15 protein-coding genes and 1 tRNA gene are annotated in these 17618 nt (G+C 43.6%); 5 read left to right on the plus strand and 11 right to left on the minus strand.

Features of this window, described 5'->3' with window-relative positions; translation table 11 throughout:
• Nucleotides 1–2 precede the first annotated feature (2 nt).
• The 6 genes from LZZ85_RS07435 to LZZ85_RS07460 all read right to left on the minus strand — a co-directional run bounded on the left by LZZ85_RS07435 (nt 3) and on the right by LZZ85_RS07460 (nt 6329).
• Nucleotides 3–2633 carry an ABC transporter permease gene (locus tag LZZ85_RS07435; RefSeq protein ID WP_237870197.1) on the minus strand — a complete coding sequence of 877 codons (2631 nt, stop codon included), beginning with the start codon at nt 2631–2633 and terminating at the stop codon, nt 3–5.
• An 11-nt stretch (nt 2634–2644) separates the two neighbouring features.
• Nucleotides 2645–2959, minus strand: a complete 315-nt coding sequence (locus LZZ85_RS07440) for a PadR family transcriptional regulator (RefSeq protein WP_237870199.1) — start codon at nt 2957–2959, stop codon at nt 2645–2647.
• Between the two features lie 177 nt (nt 2960–3136).
• On the minus strand, nt 3137–4000 hold the full coding sequence (locus LZZ85_RS07445) for a helix-turn-helix domain-containing protein (RefSeq protein ID WP_237870201.1): 864 nt from the start codon (nt 3998–4000) through the stop codon (nt 3137–3139).
• Between the two features lie 97 nt (nt 4001–4097).
• Nucleotides 4098–5006, minus strand: a complete 909-nt coding sequence (locus LZZ85_RS07450; RefSeq protein WP_237870203.1) for an alpha/beta fold hydrolase — start codon at nt 5004–5006, stop codon at nt 4098–4100.
• Between the two features lie 207 nt (nt 5007–5213).
• Nucleotides 5214–5660 carry an SMI1/KNR4 family protein gene (locus tag LZZ85_RS07455; RefSeq protein WP_237870205.1) on the minus strand — a complete coding sequence of 149 codons (447 nt, stop codon included), beginning with the start codon at nt 5658–5660 and terminating at the stop codon, nt 5214–5216.
• A 39-nt stretch (nt 5661–5699) separates the two neighbouring features.
• Complete coding sequence (locus tag LZZ85_RS07460; protein WP_237870207.1) at nt 5700–6329, minus strand: DUF4241 domain-containing protein; 630 nt, start codon at nt 6327–6329, stop codon at nt 5700–5702.
• A 501-nt stretch (nt 6330–6830) separates the two neighbouring features.
• Between LZZ85_RS07460 and LZZ85_RS07465 the strand changes: the two genes are divergently transcribed.
• Complete coding sequence (locus LZZ85_RS07465) at nt 6831–8597, plus strand: family 43 glycosylhydrolase (RefSeq protein ID WP_237870209.1); 1767 nt, start codon at nt 6831–6833, stop codon at nt 8595–8597.
• 113 nt (nt 8598–8710) lie between these two features.
• On the plus strand, nt 8711–10099 hold the full coding sequence (locus tag LZZ85_RS07470) for a glycoside hydrolase family 43 protein (protein ID WP_237870211.1): 1389 nt from the start codon (nt 8711–8713) through the stop codon (nt 10097–10099).
• Between the two features lie 320 nt (nt 10100–10419).
• Here the strand turns inward: LZZ85_RS07470 and LZZ85_RS07475 are convergent, their stop codons facing one another.
• A complete protein-coding gene (locus LZZ85_RS07475) occupies nt 10420–10827 on the minus strand; it encodes a winged helix-turn-helix transcriptional regulator (RefSeq protein ID WP_237870213.1) in 408 nt (135 codons plus the stop codon).
• Between the two features lie 86 nt (nt 10828–10913).
• On the opposite strand from LZZ85_RS07475, the gene LZZ85_RS07480 reads away from it, so the two are divergent.
• From LZZ85_RS07480 to LZZ85_RS07490, 3 genes are all read left to right on the plus strand, one after another.
• Entirely contained in the window at nt 10914–11714 is an 801-nt protein-coding gene (locus LZZ85_RS07480) for an SDR family NAD(P)-dependent oxidoreductase (RefSeq protein ID WP_237870215.1), read from the plus strand.
• 204 nt (nt 11715–11918) lie between these two features.
• A complete protein-coding gene (locus LZZ85_RS07485) occupies nt 11919–12920 on the plus strand; it encodes an NADP-dependent oxidoreductase (protein ID WP_237870217.1) in 1002 nt (333 codons plus the stop codon).
• Nucleotides 12921–13179: 259 nt separating this feature from the next.
• The gene (locus LZZ85_RS07490) at nt 13180–13548 is read left to right on the plus strand and encodes a hypothetical protein (protein WP_237870219.1); all 369 of its coding nucleotides are present in this window, start codon (nt 13180–13182) and stop codon (nt 13546–13548) included.
• Between the two features lie 31 nt (nt 13549–13579).
• On the opposite strand, the gene LZZ85_RS07495 is transcribed toward LZZ85_RS07490, so the two are convergent.
• The 4 genes from LZZ85_RS07495 to LZZ85_RS07510 all read right to left on the minus strand — a co-directional run bounded on the left by LZZ85_RS07495 (nt 13580) and on the right by LZZ85_RS07510 (nt 17411).
• Nucleotides 13580–15172 (minus strand): serine hydrolase, encoded by a 1593-nt coding sequence (locus LZZ85_RS07495; protein WP_237870222.1) that lies wholly within the window; start codon nt 15170–15172, stop codon nt 13580–13582.
• A gap of 106 nt (nt 15173–15278) precedes the next feature.
• Nucleotides 15279–16094: a helix-turn-helix domain-containing protein gene (locus LZZ85_RS07500; protein ID WP_237870224.1), complete on the minus strand. Its 816-nt coding sequence runs from the start codon at nt 16092–16094 to the stop codon at nt 15279–15281.
• A gap of 622 nt (nt 16095–16716) precedes the next feature.
• Nucleotides 16717–16968: a hypothetical protein gene (locus tag LZZ85_RS07505; protein WP_237870226.1), complete on the minus strand. Its 252-nt coding sequence runs from the start codon at nt 16966–16968 to the stop codon at nt 16717–16719.
• Between the two features lie 371 nt (nt 16969–17339).
• Nucleotides 17340–17411, minus strand: a tRNA-Arg gene (locus LZZ85_RS07510).
• Nucleotides 17412–17618: the final 207 nt, after the last annotated feature.

Below are 17618 nucleotides of genomic sequence, written 5' to 3' on the forward strand. Positions count from 1 at the left end.
GACTATTCATTTCTCATACTTCTCACCGGGTTCATCATTGCGGCGCGTATCGCCTGGAGACTCACGGTGAGTAATGTGAAGAAGACGGTCACCCCGGCCACTGCAATAAAGATCCACACGGGGATGCTGATCCTGTATTGATAGTTTGCCAGCCAGTTATTCATGAAATAATAGGCGATCGGGGATGCGATGATAAATGCGATACCCGAAAGAATAATGAACTCCCGGGATAACAATGTCCACACCTGCAGGATATTTGCGCCAAGAACTTTCCTTATACCGATCTCTTTTGTTCTTCTTGCCGCCATGAACGAGGCGAGGCCGAATAAGCCAAGCAACGAAATAAAGATAGCGAAGGCTGCGAAAAAGCCGGCAAGCTTGCCGATACGGACTTCTGTTGTAAACTTTGTTGCGTATTTATCGTCAACAAATTTGAAGTCGAAAGGCTCTGCCAGGCTGTATTGATGAAAGATTTTTTCAATCGCCGCCAGCGCCTTGCCTGTACTCGCGTCATCCTTGATCCGCAGTATAACCTGTGTAGCGCTTTTATAGTTAAGCGTGAAAAGGCTGGGAGGAACGGGTCTGAACGGATCTCCTTTTATGATATTGCTTATAACACCGATCACCCGGAATTCTTTTCCGCTGATGTTGATCAATCCGTTCACAGGATCTTTTGAACCCATCAGTTTTGCAGCTTCTTCGTTAAGGATCACTGATGTTGAATCTGCCACATATTGCCGTGAAAAATCACGCCCCGTCATAATATTCCAGCCAACAGTATTTCCAAAATCGTGTGTTACCTGCGAAGCCATAATCAGGGGGCTGGTGCCTGGCGTTTTGCCTTTCCAGGAGATGGCGGTAGAGCCGCCAAAGTCCGAGGTGATACTGCCCACTGATTCTGCCATATCATATACCATTCCCGTCTTCAGGAAGTCTGCGCGCAGCGCATCATAGCTTTTCCGGAGTTTGGATGAATGCATGGTTATTTCAAGCAATCGCTCCTGATGATATCCCGTTGGCCTGTCCTTCACGTGGTCGATCTGCATTCCCATGATCAATGTGCCGATGATCAGAGCAACGGATACTGTAAATTGAAACACGACAAGGATCTTTCTCGAAAACACATTACCCGTTCCTGTTCTGTAGGTTCCTTTCAAAACCCTTACCGGGCGGAATGAAGACAGGAATAGCGCAGGATAGCTACCGGCGAGCAGGCCGGTCACCAGTGTGAAAAGTACCATCGCCAGCCAGAATATCCAGTTGTCCCACGGAAGATGCATGTTCTTTCCGGTAACATTGTTGAAGAACGGTAAGGCAAGTTGCGCCAGCAACAAACAAAGCAACAGACTGAGAAATGCAATGAGGACAGATTCTGAAAAGAATTGATAAAGAAGTTGGATTTTTTTCGACCCCAGCGTTTTGCGGATCCCGACTTCTTTTGCTCTTTTTTCACTTCTTGCAGTACTGAGGTTCATGAAATTGATACAGGCCAATAGCAGAATGAAAATGCCTGCAATGGCAAAAAGGCGTACCAGCTTGATCATCCCTGAGCTTTCCGCCCAGCCAGTGAAGTCGCTATACAAATGCCATTTGCTCATGGGGTGAAGAAAGAAAGCCGGTTTGTATGGTGGCGGGTTTTCCATGTGCATGCGTATATCACGGATCTTTCCCGAAAGTTGGGTTGAGCTGCTGCCTTCTTTTAGTAATGCAAATACCTGGAAAGAGTTTTCGTCCCATTCCTGTTCGGCGGTTTTCGCGTAAGAATCCAGTTGTACATACAGCGGCCAGGCTCCGACGAAACCGACTTCGCTGAATGTGCTGTTTGACGGAAGATCTTTATAGATGCCTGTTACCTTAACATCGGTCTTGTCATTTATCCTGATCGTCTTTCCGATCGCAGGTTCATGGCCAAAGAATGCTTTTGCGGTTGACTCGGATACCAGGACGGATTGTATATCTGTAAGTGAATGGATATCGCCTTCTTTCATTTCGAAGCTGAACATATCCGGAAAGGAAGCTTCCGCGAAGATGCCGGTCTGCATCAGTTTCTTATCATTATAACCCACCATGAACTCTTTTACGTTGGTTGTAACACTGGAAGCTTCAATGTCTGCATATTTACTGCGAAGTTCTGCCGCAAGCGGTACGGGCACGGAATTGTAAAAGGAGTTATTGCCATCAAAATTTACCATTTGCCAGGCCTGGGCCAGCCTGTGGTGATTCTTATGGTAGCGGTCAAATGATAATTCATCCCATACCCATATTCCGATCATCAGCACAATGGCCATTCCTACAGCCAGTCCGCCGATGTTAATAGCAGCATATCCTTTGCTGCGCAATAGCTGACGCCAGGCGATTTTTAAAGAAGACTTGAACATAGCAGGGTTGATGGTTGTTTTAGATTTGAAATGATCGGGTACGGTTTTTTTCTTCAGGCTATCCGGCAGCGGTCGCAGGTAGAATAGTATCTGCAACAGGTAACGGAGCTTTGCGATAAATACGCCAGATTCTGATCTCCACCGCGAATACAGTTCATGAAGGTCGCCGAGTGTTTCTTCAAGCGCGTCTTCATTGAGCCGCCTTCGTAACAGGAAGTGCAGCCATTGTGGAGGTTTATCTGAATACTTTTTCATTATAAGCAGTTTTATCCGCGGATCAATTGCCAGAGTTCTTCGCGGACAGTGCGGATATCTTTAAGGATCTGCATGCCGTCAGGGGTAATAGTAAACAGGCGTTTGCGTCTTCCTCCACGTTCTCCCGTAGCGCCGCCAAGTGTTGACGTAACGAATTTCTTTTCTTCAAGGCGATACAGTGCAACATGGATGGCACTTAGCTGAACAGACCTGCCGGTATAGGCAGTGATATTATCCAGCAGGAGAGCTCCGTATGCTTCACCATCCATTGCTGCTACTGTCAGCAGTACGATCTCTTCAAATTCCCCCAGGTAATTTCTGTACATATTATTTGATTGATATTTGCTAAACAAATAGGCTGCCAGAAGGTAAGTGGTTGTTTTTCAGAAGCGTTGGGTTGAAGGGGAGAAGACAGGGGTGTACGGAACCGGACGGTGGGTGTGCGATTTTCAGACAGTGTATGTATAATGGATCATAAAAGTAACTGACCCGCACCATCAGCATTATGCCTTGCCTGATTCCAGGAACTTATTCCGGAAGCCCGAGGGAGACTCCCCGGTTTTTACCATAAACTGGCGACTAAAATAAGCAGGATCTTCATAGCCCAGGCTGTGCGCAATCTCTTTTGCTGTCATTGCGGTATGTACCAGCAGTCTTTTAGCTTCCAGGATGATCCTGTTCTTGATGATCTCATTTGGCTGTGGAAGATTAAGCCGTTTAAATTTATGGGTGACGGTTTTGGGGGCCATCGCCAGCACATCTGCATAGTCTGCGACTGTATGTTTCTCTTTATAATGTGCATCAACAAGCATTGTAAACTTTCTGAAAAAGTCCAGGCTGCTGTGCTGCTCAGATACCGCGCTTTCCAGATGTTGTTTTTTCCATAGCCGTGTAGCCCGGATGAGCAGCTGCTTTAAATAGGTGCGGATCATCTCTTCCAGTGACGTATCTGCCAACCGGAATTCTTCCTCCATCTCGCGGAACAACGTTCCGAAATAAACAGCCTCTTCTTTCGGGGTGGTGACCATGGGCATGTTATTGATATTGTTGAACAACAAGCCGTCGCAGGCCACTTCATTATCGTGGATCTGGATGCAATAGAAGTCGCGGTTATAATAGATCAGATATCCCGGTTCTGTTCCAACTTGTCCGATATTCAGGAACTGGTTTGGTGCTACAAAAAATAAGGTTGATTGTTTTGTCACATACGCTCCAAAATCCACTGTCAGCCGGTAACCTTTTGGAAGGTATAATACTTTGATGTATTGCTTGTAAGCATCTCCGTTGATCGCATCAATGCTTTCTTCAGTGACCTGCACCAGGCCGAAACGCTTAAGGCTGCTTTCGAATTGATTTCGTCTGATCATTGCTGGTTTGTTTTTTCGGGATCTGTGGAATGTATGATGAAGTTAATGAAGGAAAGGAAACCGTTGCAGAGTTATTTAACCCTGCAACGGTTTTTGCTTATTTGCTTCTGGCAAATTTTTCCAGCTCTGTGTTGAATTTGTCCATTTCTTCAAAGAACAGTGCATGACCGCTATTTTCAAATCTCACGATATAGGAATTTTTAATGCCTTTATTAAGTTGATTGGCAAATTCAAAGTTGCACAGTTTGTCATACACGCCATGGAATATGGCCACCGGGATATTGATCTTTGAAAGTTCGGGACGTAAATCGAGGTCACGTAGTGCTGTGATGGATTTTGTGATAGCGTAAGGGGATGCTTCAAGATTGATGTTTTCCAGCCATTTTTCCACGTTTTTAGAAATGGCGCCTTCTTTTGCAGGGAATGAAGCGCCAAATCCCGCTATCAGGTCCTGACGGTTAGTGGTCGTGTTTTTGATCAGCGCGTTCAGATCAGCTTCAGGAACGCCATAGGGAAAGCCTTCGCGTTGTTTCCAGGATGGCGCGGCCGCGGCGAATAGTGCCAGCTTGCTGATATGTGCTGAATTGTATTTGGTAACGTAGTGGATCACGACTGCTCCGCCCATCGAAAAGCCTCCAAGGACCGCATTCTGGATCCGGAGTTTTTCCAGCACCACTTTAATGTCATCTGAAAATACGTCGAAATCATATCGGCCGTAAGGTTTGTCCGACTTGCCAAAGCCTCTGAGTGTAATGCCGATCACTCTGAATCCTTTTTGTTCCAGGTACTGGTACTGGTATTCATACATCGCATCGCTCAGCGGCCACCCGTGGATCAGCACGATAGGCTGCCCTTCACCCATATCGGTCACATGTAATTTCACATTTTTCTCTACTTCGATAAATTCCTTCCTGTCTGCTGATGCTGGTACTCTTTTCCCCTGGCCTAAAGCTGCCTGGATGAATAATGCCGTTAAAAAGCCGATTGACAGAACTGTTTTTTTCATTTGTTTGTTTTTTGCTGGTAATGATTTTGATTTGTTGACACAAAATTGCAATCATTTGCCAGGCCGGACAATGGACAAAAGGCAGGGAGTCTGGTACATTTTTCCCGAATGGTGGGTTTGGTAGTAGGTCGGGCACTCTTCCCGCTCTAAGGTTTGGCGACAGGTGTAAGTGAAAGGCCGGGTCATCAGACAAGGAGGGCTTGCCATCTATAGCAGCTGTTGAGACTTCTTTATTTCATCCCGCCATTCGTATAGTCCTTCTTCATCGAACACATTACCTTTCAGAAATCTTTCCAGGAATGTTGTCAGTGAATTTGTTAAGACGATCTCATGTCCGTCATTATAAAAGATCTCATAACCTTTCTCCAGCACCCGCAATGACCAGACATCGGAGTGGATCATATATTCAGCAAAAACAGCCCAGTCTTTTCCGTGGTCGCCCTCGCGGAGTAGATCTTCCAGCGGTAGAAAATTGAAAATGTCTTCCTGGCACTCAAAGCCATCACATATCTGGTAGAATTCTTTGAAGTCTTCCGGCAATTTAAAGCCCAGCAGAACTTCCGTTTTTTCAATTTTCTCAATGGACGCGGCGGGGTTCAGTTTGATCCCCGTATCGCAATGCTTAAGCTCTATGATATTGATCAACTCTTTCATGACCGATCAGTTCTTTGTTCTATGGCTTTCAGAGCCCATTTAGCCGATGACACAAAAGTCTGTCACTAATCTGCAGATCCGGTCATTGGCGTCATATCCGATATAAGTAGCGTAAACACCGTCTCCCCATCCTGATGAGAAGATAGCTGCGTTAGCACCGTTCTGTTGCCACTCTAACCAGCTCCAGGTGTCTCTGTCGTTGATCTCTAAAGCGTCAATCAGGAGCTGAAAATTGTTATATTCTGCCTTTAAAAAAGAGAGTAGTTCTTTTCCTCCCGAAGCATCCATGAAAGCGCCCGTGCCTGCATCCACACCATATCCAAAAATCTCGTCGCTGGAGAGAGTGGATGTGTCCTGACCTTCCACGACAGCTATTTCCCATCGTACCGGTTTATCCTGGGAAAACCTGATCCTTGCAAATCCCACGCGTTCGTCATCATTTATCCGGGCAATGGCTAGTTCAACAGGGAAAGAACCGATCGGAAACTGCGCAGTGAAAGGTTGATCATCATTATAGAGGAAAGGGTCACAGGCAATGATCCGTCCTTCTTTAATGTGAAGGTTGCAGATCTCTTTTGTGTAAAAACTGTATTGGTGCTCACCTGTGATATGCGTAAACCCCTCTGAAAAAGCAGCTTCAAGAGAAGCAGGAATAAATGGAGATATCATGCGTGTAATATAATTAATTAGCGAACTGCATGAGCGGCCGGGTGGTACAAATAGCTAAAAGCGATCGCCTGTGGTTTCCCGGATCTTGTTTTGCCGCAGGTTATTCAAATGGATTTGCAGGACGGCCGTAGCTGCGTTGGTTTCGTTCATCGTTGTTTTGTATTAGCGGTTTACCCGCCGGGAGCCTTTGAGCCTGACGCAGCCCTGCTGTCATTTTGAATTAATAATATAAAAAACACGCAGGCTTCAAACATAATTGAACTGATTTTGAACAAATGGAGCATATTATTCAACAAATGTTGCAGTCGAGACATTTCACGCAGTCTATCTTGTGTCAGCAACACCATGAAAAACTGACCAATGACGGTTGTTGCATCCCGGCAGGCTATAGTGATTTCATGATAGCCCTCAGAAAATTATAAGATAATTGATCACTGCATCCGCCGTATTGATGGATTGAATTCAGGGCTGGCCGGTGATCTCGTATCAATATTAGTAGTTATGTCAAGTGAAATGTATCGCGGTTATGCACTGATGCTGATCTTTGCCGCATCTTTAATGACTGCAGTTAGCGCTCGGGCGCAAGGCGAAGTTTTTGCACACTGGCGGTTTGAACAGGTGCAACAACTCAACGGAACGCTGACCACACCTGCGGTGGGGCAGCCTCTTACAGCCGATGACCGTCGTCCGGCGGATCCCCTGCCTTTTGTTTTTGATCATTCAGGCAAAGGGAATTTTCTACAGGCCCGCGGTTCAAAACCCTCATCCATTGTCTTTTCCGGGAATGTACCCTCCGCAACGATCGGGGGCGAACCCAACATATATTCGCTAGCGATCAAACGCGGCGAATACATCGTCAGTTTTGAACGGCCACTTGCTTACTACGACATGCGTAAAAGCTGGACCATCGAAGCCAGCCTGATGTGTAATCTGCTGGGAACCGAACAGGTCTATCTGTGTAAGGAAGGTGCGAAGGGCGCTCCGTCCGGTGATGTATCCATTGGGTTTGACCCAATGGAAGGATCCTTTTTTGTGGAAGTATTATGCGCCGACGGTATGCCGCGCCGGATAGCCGGTAGCGTGAAAGCAGAAGCCGGCAAGTGGTATGATGTGGTGGCAAAAGCTGTATACGATCCTAAGCGTGATCAGACCCGGCTAAGCTTATTGATAAAAGCAGCTGGCCAGCCTGATTTCCGGAAGCCGGTCAGCATGAGCTTTAAAGGCGTTGCGCTGAACCGCGGTGCGGGCATGTGGGTGATAGGCCGTGGTTTTCCTTCCGGTGCTCCCAATAATCTGGCTGTACTCGATGGGGGCATTGATGAGGTGCGAATCAGCGGAGAACCTTTGCCACGGGTCGAAGGTCAGAACCCTTTATTTACCGATTACTTCACAGCTGATCCTGCGGCACTGGTAGTAGGAGATACGGTGTATGTTTACGCAGGCAAGGATGCAGCTCCCGTTGGTGGCTGGTTTACGATGCCTGATTGGTTATGTTATTCTTCCACAGATATGAAGCACTGGAAAGCCCATGGAGCTGTTTTGTCGGCGAAAGATTTTGCCGGGGCCAATCCTTCATCTTCGTGGGCCGCGCAGGTGGTCAAAAAAGACGGGAAGTATTTTTTTTATGTTACACTTGATGGTAAGAACGGACATTTTATAACTGTAGCAGTAGGAGATAGTCCGACCGGTCCATTCAAAGAAGTGTATCCCGGAAAGCCATTGATCATTGACAGCATGACAAAGGATTCGCATCGTCCCAATTCAGATATCGATCCAACGGTCATTATCGACCAGAGCGGTACTCCCTGGATGGCATGGGGCAATGGAGATTGCTACATGGTTAAATTGAAACCCAATATGACGGAAACAGATGGGCCGATCAAAAAAGTTCCTTTTCGCAATTACTCAGAAGGTCCGTGGTTGTTTAAACGTGGTGGTCTCTATTATAATGTATATGCTGCGGACGCTCCCGGTGTGCAGCCTGAACAGATCGCGTATTCTACTGCCCCGGACCTTAACGGCCCCTGGACGTATCGTGGCCTTCTTACCGGTCCGGCAAAACACGGCTTTACGATCCACCCCTCCGTCATCGAATTTAAAAAGCAATGGTACTTTTTCTATCATGACGGATCGTATACATTGAACGGAACACCAGGTGGCGATACAAGACGAATGGTCAGCGTGGAATACCTGTATTTTAATAATGATGGAACGATAAAACCTATTACACTCACCACTGAAGGAATAAGCGTTTCTCCCAAAAAATAAATCTCACCAGACGGGGTGATCAAAGGATCTGTGTGACATACCTGAACTAGTGTTGAACAAAGCTGTGACTGATTTGATCAGTCGCAATAATTTATAAAATGAACGCTGATATCATGAAAGTAATATTGAAAAAAGCAATCCTGTTATTGATTAGCATCGCTGGCGGTATCATTAACAGCAGTGCGCAGAATCCAATTATCCAGACAAAATTTACTGCTGATCCTGCGCCAATGGTACACAATGACACAGTGTTTTTGTATACAGGGCATGACGAAGATGATGCGTTCGGCTTTAAAATGCATGACTGGCTGTTGTATACATCAACGGACCTGGTTAACTGGACGGATCACGGCGCAGTTGCCTCGTTGAAAGATTTTAAATGGGTCAATACGGACAATGGCGCATGGGCCGCACAGTGTATACGGCGCAATGGGAAATTCTATTTGTACTGCCCCGTGCCGAACGGACTTGGAATCGGTGTGCTGGTTGCAGATAGCCCTTACGGGCCTTTCAAAGATCCCATCGGAAAGCCGCTGGTGAAGAACAGCACCGATGATATCGATCCAACCGTATTTATTGACGATGACGGTCAGGCTTATATGTATTGGGGTAATCCTAATGTATACTATGTGAAGCTGAATGAAGACATGATCTCTTACTCAGGCGGCATCATAAAAGATACATCCTTTGCCAAAGTAAAAGATCAACCCGATCCCTTTCATTATCAGGAAGGCCCCTGGACTTATAAACGCAACGGCCATTATTATATGGCGTATGCTTCCACCTGCTGCCCGGAAGGCATCGGGTATGCGATGAGCACTTCTCCAACAGGACCATGGCAGTACAAAGGGATGATCATGGATGGTGATCCCAGGTCAAGTGGTAATCATCCGGGGATCATCGACTATAAAGGCAACTCCTATGTATTTGGATTTAATTACCAGATCGGTAAGAAGACCATGTCGAAACATTATGAAAGGCGGTCCATCTGTCTTGAAAAACTTACGTACAACGCGGATGGTACCATTCAAAAACTTCCTTTCTGGTCCGCAACTGGTGTTAAACAACTCGCTTCACTGAATCCATTCAATAAAGTGGAGGCTGAGACCATCGCATTTAGTGAAGGTGTTAAAACCGCCTCAGCAACGGAGTGGGAAAGAAATATTCCATGGAACAGGGGGAAAAAAATAGCAGACCGGATGTTTGTTACATCGATCAATCATGGCGATTACATCAAAGTGCAGGGTGCTGATCTTTCTACCGGCGCTTCATCGGTGGAAATGAGCATCGCTGCCTTATACGGCGGTAAGATAGAAGTTCATATTGATAAGATCGATGGCCCGCTAATAGCGACAGTAAATGTGGGGACCTCCGGTGAAGGAGATGTGTTCAAAACGATATCAGCGCCCGTCAGGTCTGTTAAAGGTGTGCACGATATATACTTTGTATTCAAAGGTGAGAAGGATCTGTTCTATTTCGACTGGTGGAAATTCAAGAAATAAGAAAGAGGTATCGCTTTGACCGTATCCTGGATATAATCTTTGGACATTTAAGAGTCAAGCTGGCGGTTTTCGACGCAAAGATTGGCCTTAAAAATGGAATAACAACTATCACAGGCTGATAAAGTGTCTTAAGGTTGATACATTTCAATAGTGTCATTTCAGAGATGAGTTTTCGTGTTACTGTCAACTCTGTAAGGAGAAATTCTATCTGCTATTGTATAAATGCATTTTATTTGACCATAGGCAGGACTAATGGAGATACAATTCAAACCACAATGGGATCACTGGGTTCGCCGTAACACAATGGCGGAGATCGTAGTTTAACTTTCCAATTCCTTTATTGCTGCCTTTATAAACCCAGCCTTATCTTTCTTAACTTTTTTCAGTATTGCTTTTCTGTCGTCTGCGATGGAAAAATATTTTTCAGCCCACAAGCTAAGTTCAATCATTACGGGTAACAGGTCAATCCCTTTTTGGGTTAACCTGTACAATACTTTGGCCTTGCTGTCCGGGTGGGCTAATTTCTCAATAAGCTTATTTTCTTCCAGGTTTTGCAAGCGGGTGGCTAAAATATTGGTGGCTATACCTTCCGGCGATTTTAAAAAATCACCATAGGTGCAGGTTTTTACTTCCATTAAGTCCCTAATTATCAACAGCGACCACTTATCTCCAAACACATCGAGCGAAGAGCTGATAGGACAATCTGATCTTTTTTTTGAAAGGGGCATAAAAAATCTTTAAAAGCACTTGCATTGTGCAAGTACTTTGTATCTTGCACTTGCAAAATGCAAGTAAAAGTACAAAACAATAAGAAATGAAAGAAACAATTTTAGTAACAGGTGCTTCTTCAGGCTTCGGGTTTCTTTTGGCCAGTAAGCTCCATAAAAATGGGTACAATGTAATAGGTACGAGCCGAAACCCGGAAAAGTATTCGGGAACATTGCCCTTCAAAATGATAGCACTGGATCTTGATTCAGAACAATCAATAAACACTTTTCCAGAAAGGATTTTCAAGGAGATCCGTCAGTTGGATATTCTTGTCAACAATGCGGGCTTCCTGGTTTCTGGTATTGCGGAAGAAACGCCTATTGAGCTGGGGAGGCAACAATTGGAAACTAACTTTTGGGGAACTGTCAAAGTAACTAACGCTGTATTACCATATTTAAGAAAAAAAAAATCCGGTAAAATAATCACCGTAGGTTCAATTATTGGACTTGTTTCATTCCCTAATGCAGCTTACTATGCCGCTTCAAAACACGCGTTGGAGGGGTATTTCAAATCATTACGGTATGAATTGAATGAGTTTAATATCAGTGTCGCTATGATCGAGCCTTCTGCTTTTAAAACAAGTATTCTAAATAATTCATCATCATCTTTAACGAAAATTGAAGACTACAATACGTTAAGGGGAAAAATTGAGAAATTCACTAACGACCTGGCAGAACGAGCTGAGGACCCTGCAATTGTTATAGAAAAAGTACTTCAAGTAATTCAAAAGGATAAGCCTAAATTCAGGAACATGGTTGGTAAAGGCACTACTGCATTGGTCAATCTGCAGCACTTTGCTTATGGGATGTTAGAAAAAGGGGTTCTCAAACAATTAAACAGGTTCTGAAACAGGATTAATGTATGCGATCTACAGAGATTCAGAATGGTATGAAATGGTAATAGGATCAACTTACGCGATCGCATTACCATTTCGGAAATCATAGTTTAAAGATGCTGATCACGCAGGTATATGTCAGGATCATGAAGCGTTTTTAAAAGCATCTTGTCCTTTTTGACACAAACAATAACAGGTAAAAATAAACTTCAGGCAATGAGAGCATTTATTGTTCCCCGATACGGCAAAAACGAAAAATTGCAGCTGGCTGAAATTGCAGCACCCGGTGTAAAAGAAGATGATGTACTGATACAAATTCATTCAGCAGGCCTTAACCTTTTGGATTCGAAGCTCAGGAATGGTGAGTTTAAAATGATCTTACCTTATAAAACTCCGTTTACGCTGGGCCACGATGTGGCAGGTGTTGTAATACAAACAGGTTCAAAGGTCAGCAAATTCAACGTTGGTGATAAGGTTTATGCAAGAGCCGCAGACTATCGGATTGGGACCTTTGCAGAATTCATTTCTGTCAATGAAGATGATGTAGCTATTAAGCCAGAAAATCTTTCAATGGATGAAGCCGCATCCATACCCCTGGTTGGTTTAACAGCGTGGCAGGCACTTGTTGAAAAAGCAAACCTGAAAAAAGGCCAGAAAGTTTTCATCCAGGCAGGTTCCGGGGGCGTGGGTACATTCGCCATTCAGTTAGCAAAGTATTTGGGCGCTACAGTGGCTACAACAACCAGCTCCGCAAATATTGATCTGGTTAAAAAACTGGGAGCAGATATTGTTATTGATTACAAGAAAGAAGATTTTGAAACCAGATTAAAAGATTATGATGTTGTATTGAATAGCCAGGATACGAAGACTCTTGAAAAGTCTCTCCGAATACTGAAACCCGGAGGAAAACTTATTTCCATTTCCGGCCCGCCCGATCCTGAATTTGCACAAGCAATTGGAGCAAACTGGTTTTTGAAAATAGCATTGAGAGTCCTAAGTGCAAGCATCCGGAGAAAGGCAAAGCGCCTTGGTGTCAACTTTTCGTTTCTTTTTATGAGGGCGCAAGGTGAACAATTAAGTCAGATCACCAAACTGGTAGAGTCAGGCGAGATAAAGCCTGTTATGGATAAAGTGTTTCCATGGGAACAAATCAATGAGGCATTGGCTTATGTTGAAACCGGACGTGCGAAGGGAAAGGTGGTTGTTACGATGAGATAAAAAAAGCCTGTTTGATCATTTCCGGCCCGGATTTTTGAGCTTTATACACAGCTCAATAGGCCCTGTTAGTCCGGAGAAAAGGTGAATAGAAAAGAGGTAATACTTATCGGTAATGGCCAGGATTTGACCTCACAGACAATTTCAGATGTCGTTAAAATTCCAACGCTTTAATTGCTGTCGTAAATTCTTGTTGATTTCTCCACTGGATATCGATCGCAAAAAAGATCAGAGGGAGTACGGTGACTTTTATTGTAGACGTATGAAGATGCAGATCTGCGCCCTGCAACAAACAGACCATCCTTTTCTGCCGCCTAAACCTTTGGATTTTATTAGCGATTTAATACAAATTTACCGGGCTGACGACGACGTGTCCGGTATCGGGGAAATCAAGGTCCGGGTGAAGGAAAGCTGGTTATACCTTAAATCGAAGGGTTTTTTGCAAGATCAGCCTTATTGGGGACAAAACCGCATCGGGTATGCAGACAACGTGATTGTGATCGGGAAAAACACGCTGCTGTTTGCCTCCTCTCGTTCGAATACCGCGCGCACTTACCTGCGAAAGATTCCCACAATCATGTTATCACGGGCACACACCGGATCATTAAAGAATAATCTGCGGATTAAGTGAACCGGCATGTCAGACTAACAAGTGAGAGAAATCATTTGGATGGATGTGCGACCCGATCGATCCTTTCCACTCGATTCAGATCCAAATCCTGGAAGTCAAAACTAAAATCAATGCCCGGCGAAATGCCTTTCATTTTTATCGAAGTTGCCTTTCCGTTTTCCGGCAATGAAAACGTGGCAAATGCGTCACAGTTCATGTCCTGGTACTGCCATTTTATGGCAAAAGTATTGGCACTATAGAAATACATCGGCCCATTTAATTTTGGAGAACGCAGGCTTTTCATCCAAAGCTGTTTTCCTTTCAGGAAAACTTCCACCTTTCCAAACCATTTATCTTCATACATCCCTATGAAGTTGCCACGTTCGATCCTGGTGTTTTTTAAAGAATCCACTTTTCTCCAAACCTGTTTTGTCACTTCATCTATATTGTTTGCATTTCTCGCAAAATTCTTTGCCCTGCTATCTATCCATCCTGCATCATCCAGGCCAAAATAACTGTCCATGATTGCTCTTGTAACAGCAAAAGTGAGACCCGCGCCGCCACTCTCAGTATTGGTTAAAATTATGATGCCCAAATTCAAATCCGGGACAAGTGTTACCTGCGACAACATACCGGGCAACCCACCGGTATGCGTCGCAATTAAATTGCCCCTCATATCATTTAAAAGCCAGCCTAAGCCATACCCGTTAAAATGTGTGTTATATCGTTCAGATACATAATTTGGCAGAACGGTTTGTATGGTCCACATTTTGCCGCTGTTATTGTAAGAGAATAAGGATGATTTTAAACTATCTCCATACTTGCCCCTGTGAAGTTGCATGATCGCCCATTTAGACATATCCGCTACGTTGGAATACATCCCTCCTGCGGCACTGATCATTCCGATTTTGAAGCGATTGATCACCCTTAACGAGCCTGTTGCAGTAGAATGCGGTGTGGCCAAATCCATTATTTCATTAATGGAACGGTCTCCTACAAACGAGTTTGCCATCTGCAATGGTTGCAGGATGCGCTTCTGAACAAATTCTTCGTAGCTCATACTGCTTACTCTGGCTATTATTTCTCCGGCAATGATGTAAAGCAGATTATCATAATTATATTTCGTTCGGAATGCCGATGTTGGTTTGAAATGTTGAAAAATGTGTACGACATCTTTCACTGTAAAATCCGACTCGTCGGGCAAAAATGTCAAGTCGCCCGCTCCGAGCCCCAGGCCGCTTCTATGGGTTAGCAGGTCAACAATATTAAAATTATTGGTGACATACTCATTGTACATTTTAAATTCATGGATATACTCCTTTACCTTATCATCCCATTTTATTTTCCCTTCATCAACGAGTATCGACAATGCAGCTGTGGTAAACGCTTTGGTATTTGAAGCAATTTGAAAGTTCGTACGCTCGGTAACTGGTACTTTCGTGTCAATAGAACCAACACCATACCCTTTTTGATGGATCACTTTCCCGTCCTTCACAACGGCTATTGCGGCTCCAGCTACTTTCAATTTAGTTAAGGCTTCTTCCATTAGCGAGTCGATTTTTAGAGAAGAGACCTGCGCAACACCCGCAAGTGTTGAAAAGAAAAAAAGGAAAGTCGATCCGATCAAACGGAATGTTTTAGCCATAGCAATAGAATTTAGAAAACAGGTTGATTACCCTGGGCACTTTGAATGAAGTCTCAGGTATTAAAGCAAAGAAAGCTTAAAAATTATCTCCAGAATTGTAAAATTGTTACCGGCTAAATAAAAAGCCAGACATTTTTTTGGTTGGTATCAACATTTTAAAGAAACTTTTAGGGCTGTTGTTTGTCAATGCTCTAAAGTTTTTTATAAAATGGGATTGATCATAGAAGAAATTTTCGTAGGCCAGTTCTGTCAGGTTGCGTACGCCACTTTTATTATTTATCGCCTGCCGGAAACGGTATATTTTCTGGTATTCACCTGGAGATTTCCCTAAATGTTTTAGAAATAGTGTATTCAAATGTTTTCTTGACATTTCATATTTTCCAGCAACGTCCTCAATTTTCATGTTGGATTCAATATCCTTCAATATATTTTTCATCAGGTCCAGATCCTTTTTCACTAAATTTTGGAGCCAGAATTTTTCCAGGTGTTCTAGCTGCGCCTCACGATCTTTCCCGGCAAATATTTTACACATTTCTGTTTCGAAATCTGGCAGGTTAGCCGCAAAGCCAGCAAGGTTTCGCTGGCAAAATATTATTTCGATATTTTGAACAAAATGATTCAATCCCAATGGCTTGAAATAGATGGTTAACTCGTGTATGGGTTTTTTATAATAGACTTCAATGGGATTGGTATATCTATACACTACACTGGTGTAAATATTTTCTTTCTTCGAAGGAAAGATCTTTATACTATTTTCCGAAAGTAATACACGGGAGTTTAGATTAATTGTTACAATGCAGAAGTTATTGGGAAAAGTCAGGTATTTTTCTGTTCCGCCTTTTTGAGTATCGGTGATAAAATAATACCCCTCTATGAACTGTTGTAATAATTTATTTCTAGGTGTATAAAAATTTAGTTCCATCCCGCGTTCTTGAATGGTGTAAAATTACGATAAGAAGAGGAGGACTAAGCAATTTATCCCTCATTTACTGGATCGTATTACCAATCAGTATTCATTTTCAGGCCAGTTGCCGTTAAATTACCAGGCGACACATAACGGAAATTCTGGCGCCTCGCAGAGCCATGCAGTACGTACGTATTAAAAATGATATAGACGTACCTGGTCGGGTCATTTCAGTAAGACAAGAGCTTTTTACGGCCAATGGAGTATAAAAAATTATGTGATTACCGAGAAACCTGTTATTGCGCTCGTTCTTTGTGTTCTGGACATAATCCTTTACTTTTTTAATCTCAGGGTGGCGATTATATACTGCACTAATCTTTTTATCCGGGGTAGCAAACCTGATTTCGTTGTTTAGTGATATTGCAACTACATCATTTTTTGGAAAGATCGGTGGAAAAGAGCACGCAACTCCCGGGCTTCAGGTAAATTCCGCTTTGCTGTTGTTGTTTTAAATAATTATGCACATCTTTTTTCTGGAAACTTATTTAAGAGAGAAAACATATCAGCTAATTAGCGATATTGGAGATTTTAAATTTGGCAGGTGCCGAACTTAAGATCTTTAAGCATAGACTTTGCCGGCTTAAGCATCTCGTATATATGTATCGAGGAGGTCGTACAGTGTCTTCTTTTTAGCTTCATCGAGTTGTTCCAGTTCCTGCAACCGCTTGCGTTTTTTATCAACCCCGTTATGCAGTCCTTCGCAAACGAGGTGGTCGAATGATGTCTCGAGTGCATTGGCGATCTTCTTAATACTAATAACGCTGATAATTATTCCGTTACCGTTTATCTTTTCCTTGTATTTACAGTAGAAGATGAAAAAAGGTTTTTCCAAGATCTGCTTTTGTCTGGGGCGATAGATGATGGAGACTATAAATAGGTCAAGATGGAGTGCGAGGGGAAGATTTCTCGTCTTGAACTACAATTATTCAATCAGTCAACTGATACTACCACAAGGAACGTTGATAAACAGCTAGGGCAAGCGATGATCAATTTGACACGATTGAACGTAGTGAGTAGGGGAGGGACTGTAACGGAGAAACGTCAAATTATCAGTTCGATATTTCCTGAAAAATCAATTTCGATGGAAAGTCATTTCGAACTATTCGACTGAACTCAATTGCCGACTGCATTTATCAGATAAACAACAACATACATGAAATGAAAAACCGGAAAAGCGAAGATTTTTTCGCCTTTCCGGTTAAGTAGCCTCGACAGGAATCGAACCTGTATCTGGAGCTTCGGAAACTCTTATACTATCCATTGTACTACGAGGCCAGCATCAAAAATCTGAAAATCAACCAGATAAATCGTTGTCGATTGCTTTCAGCGCAATGGCCTGCGAAATTACAGGAAAAAACCTTTCTGGCCGTAATTTAGATACAGTTCATAGAGATTTCTACAGGCAGCATTCGCAAATCTGGGAATGTTGTATAGGATCCGCACTTTGGGTACTTTGCGATACTCTCCCGCTCATGCACTATT

It is taken from the genome of Terrimonas ginsenosidimutans (assembly GCF_022012415.1).
Lineage (GTDB): Bacteria > Bacteroidota > Bacteroidia > Chitinophagales > Chitinophagaceae > Terrimonas_A > Terrimonas_A ginsenosidimutans.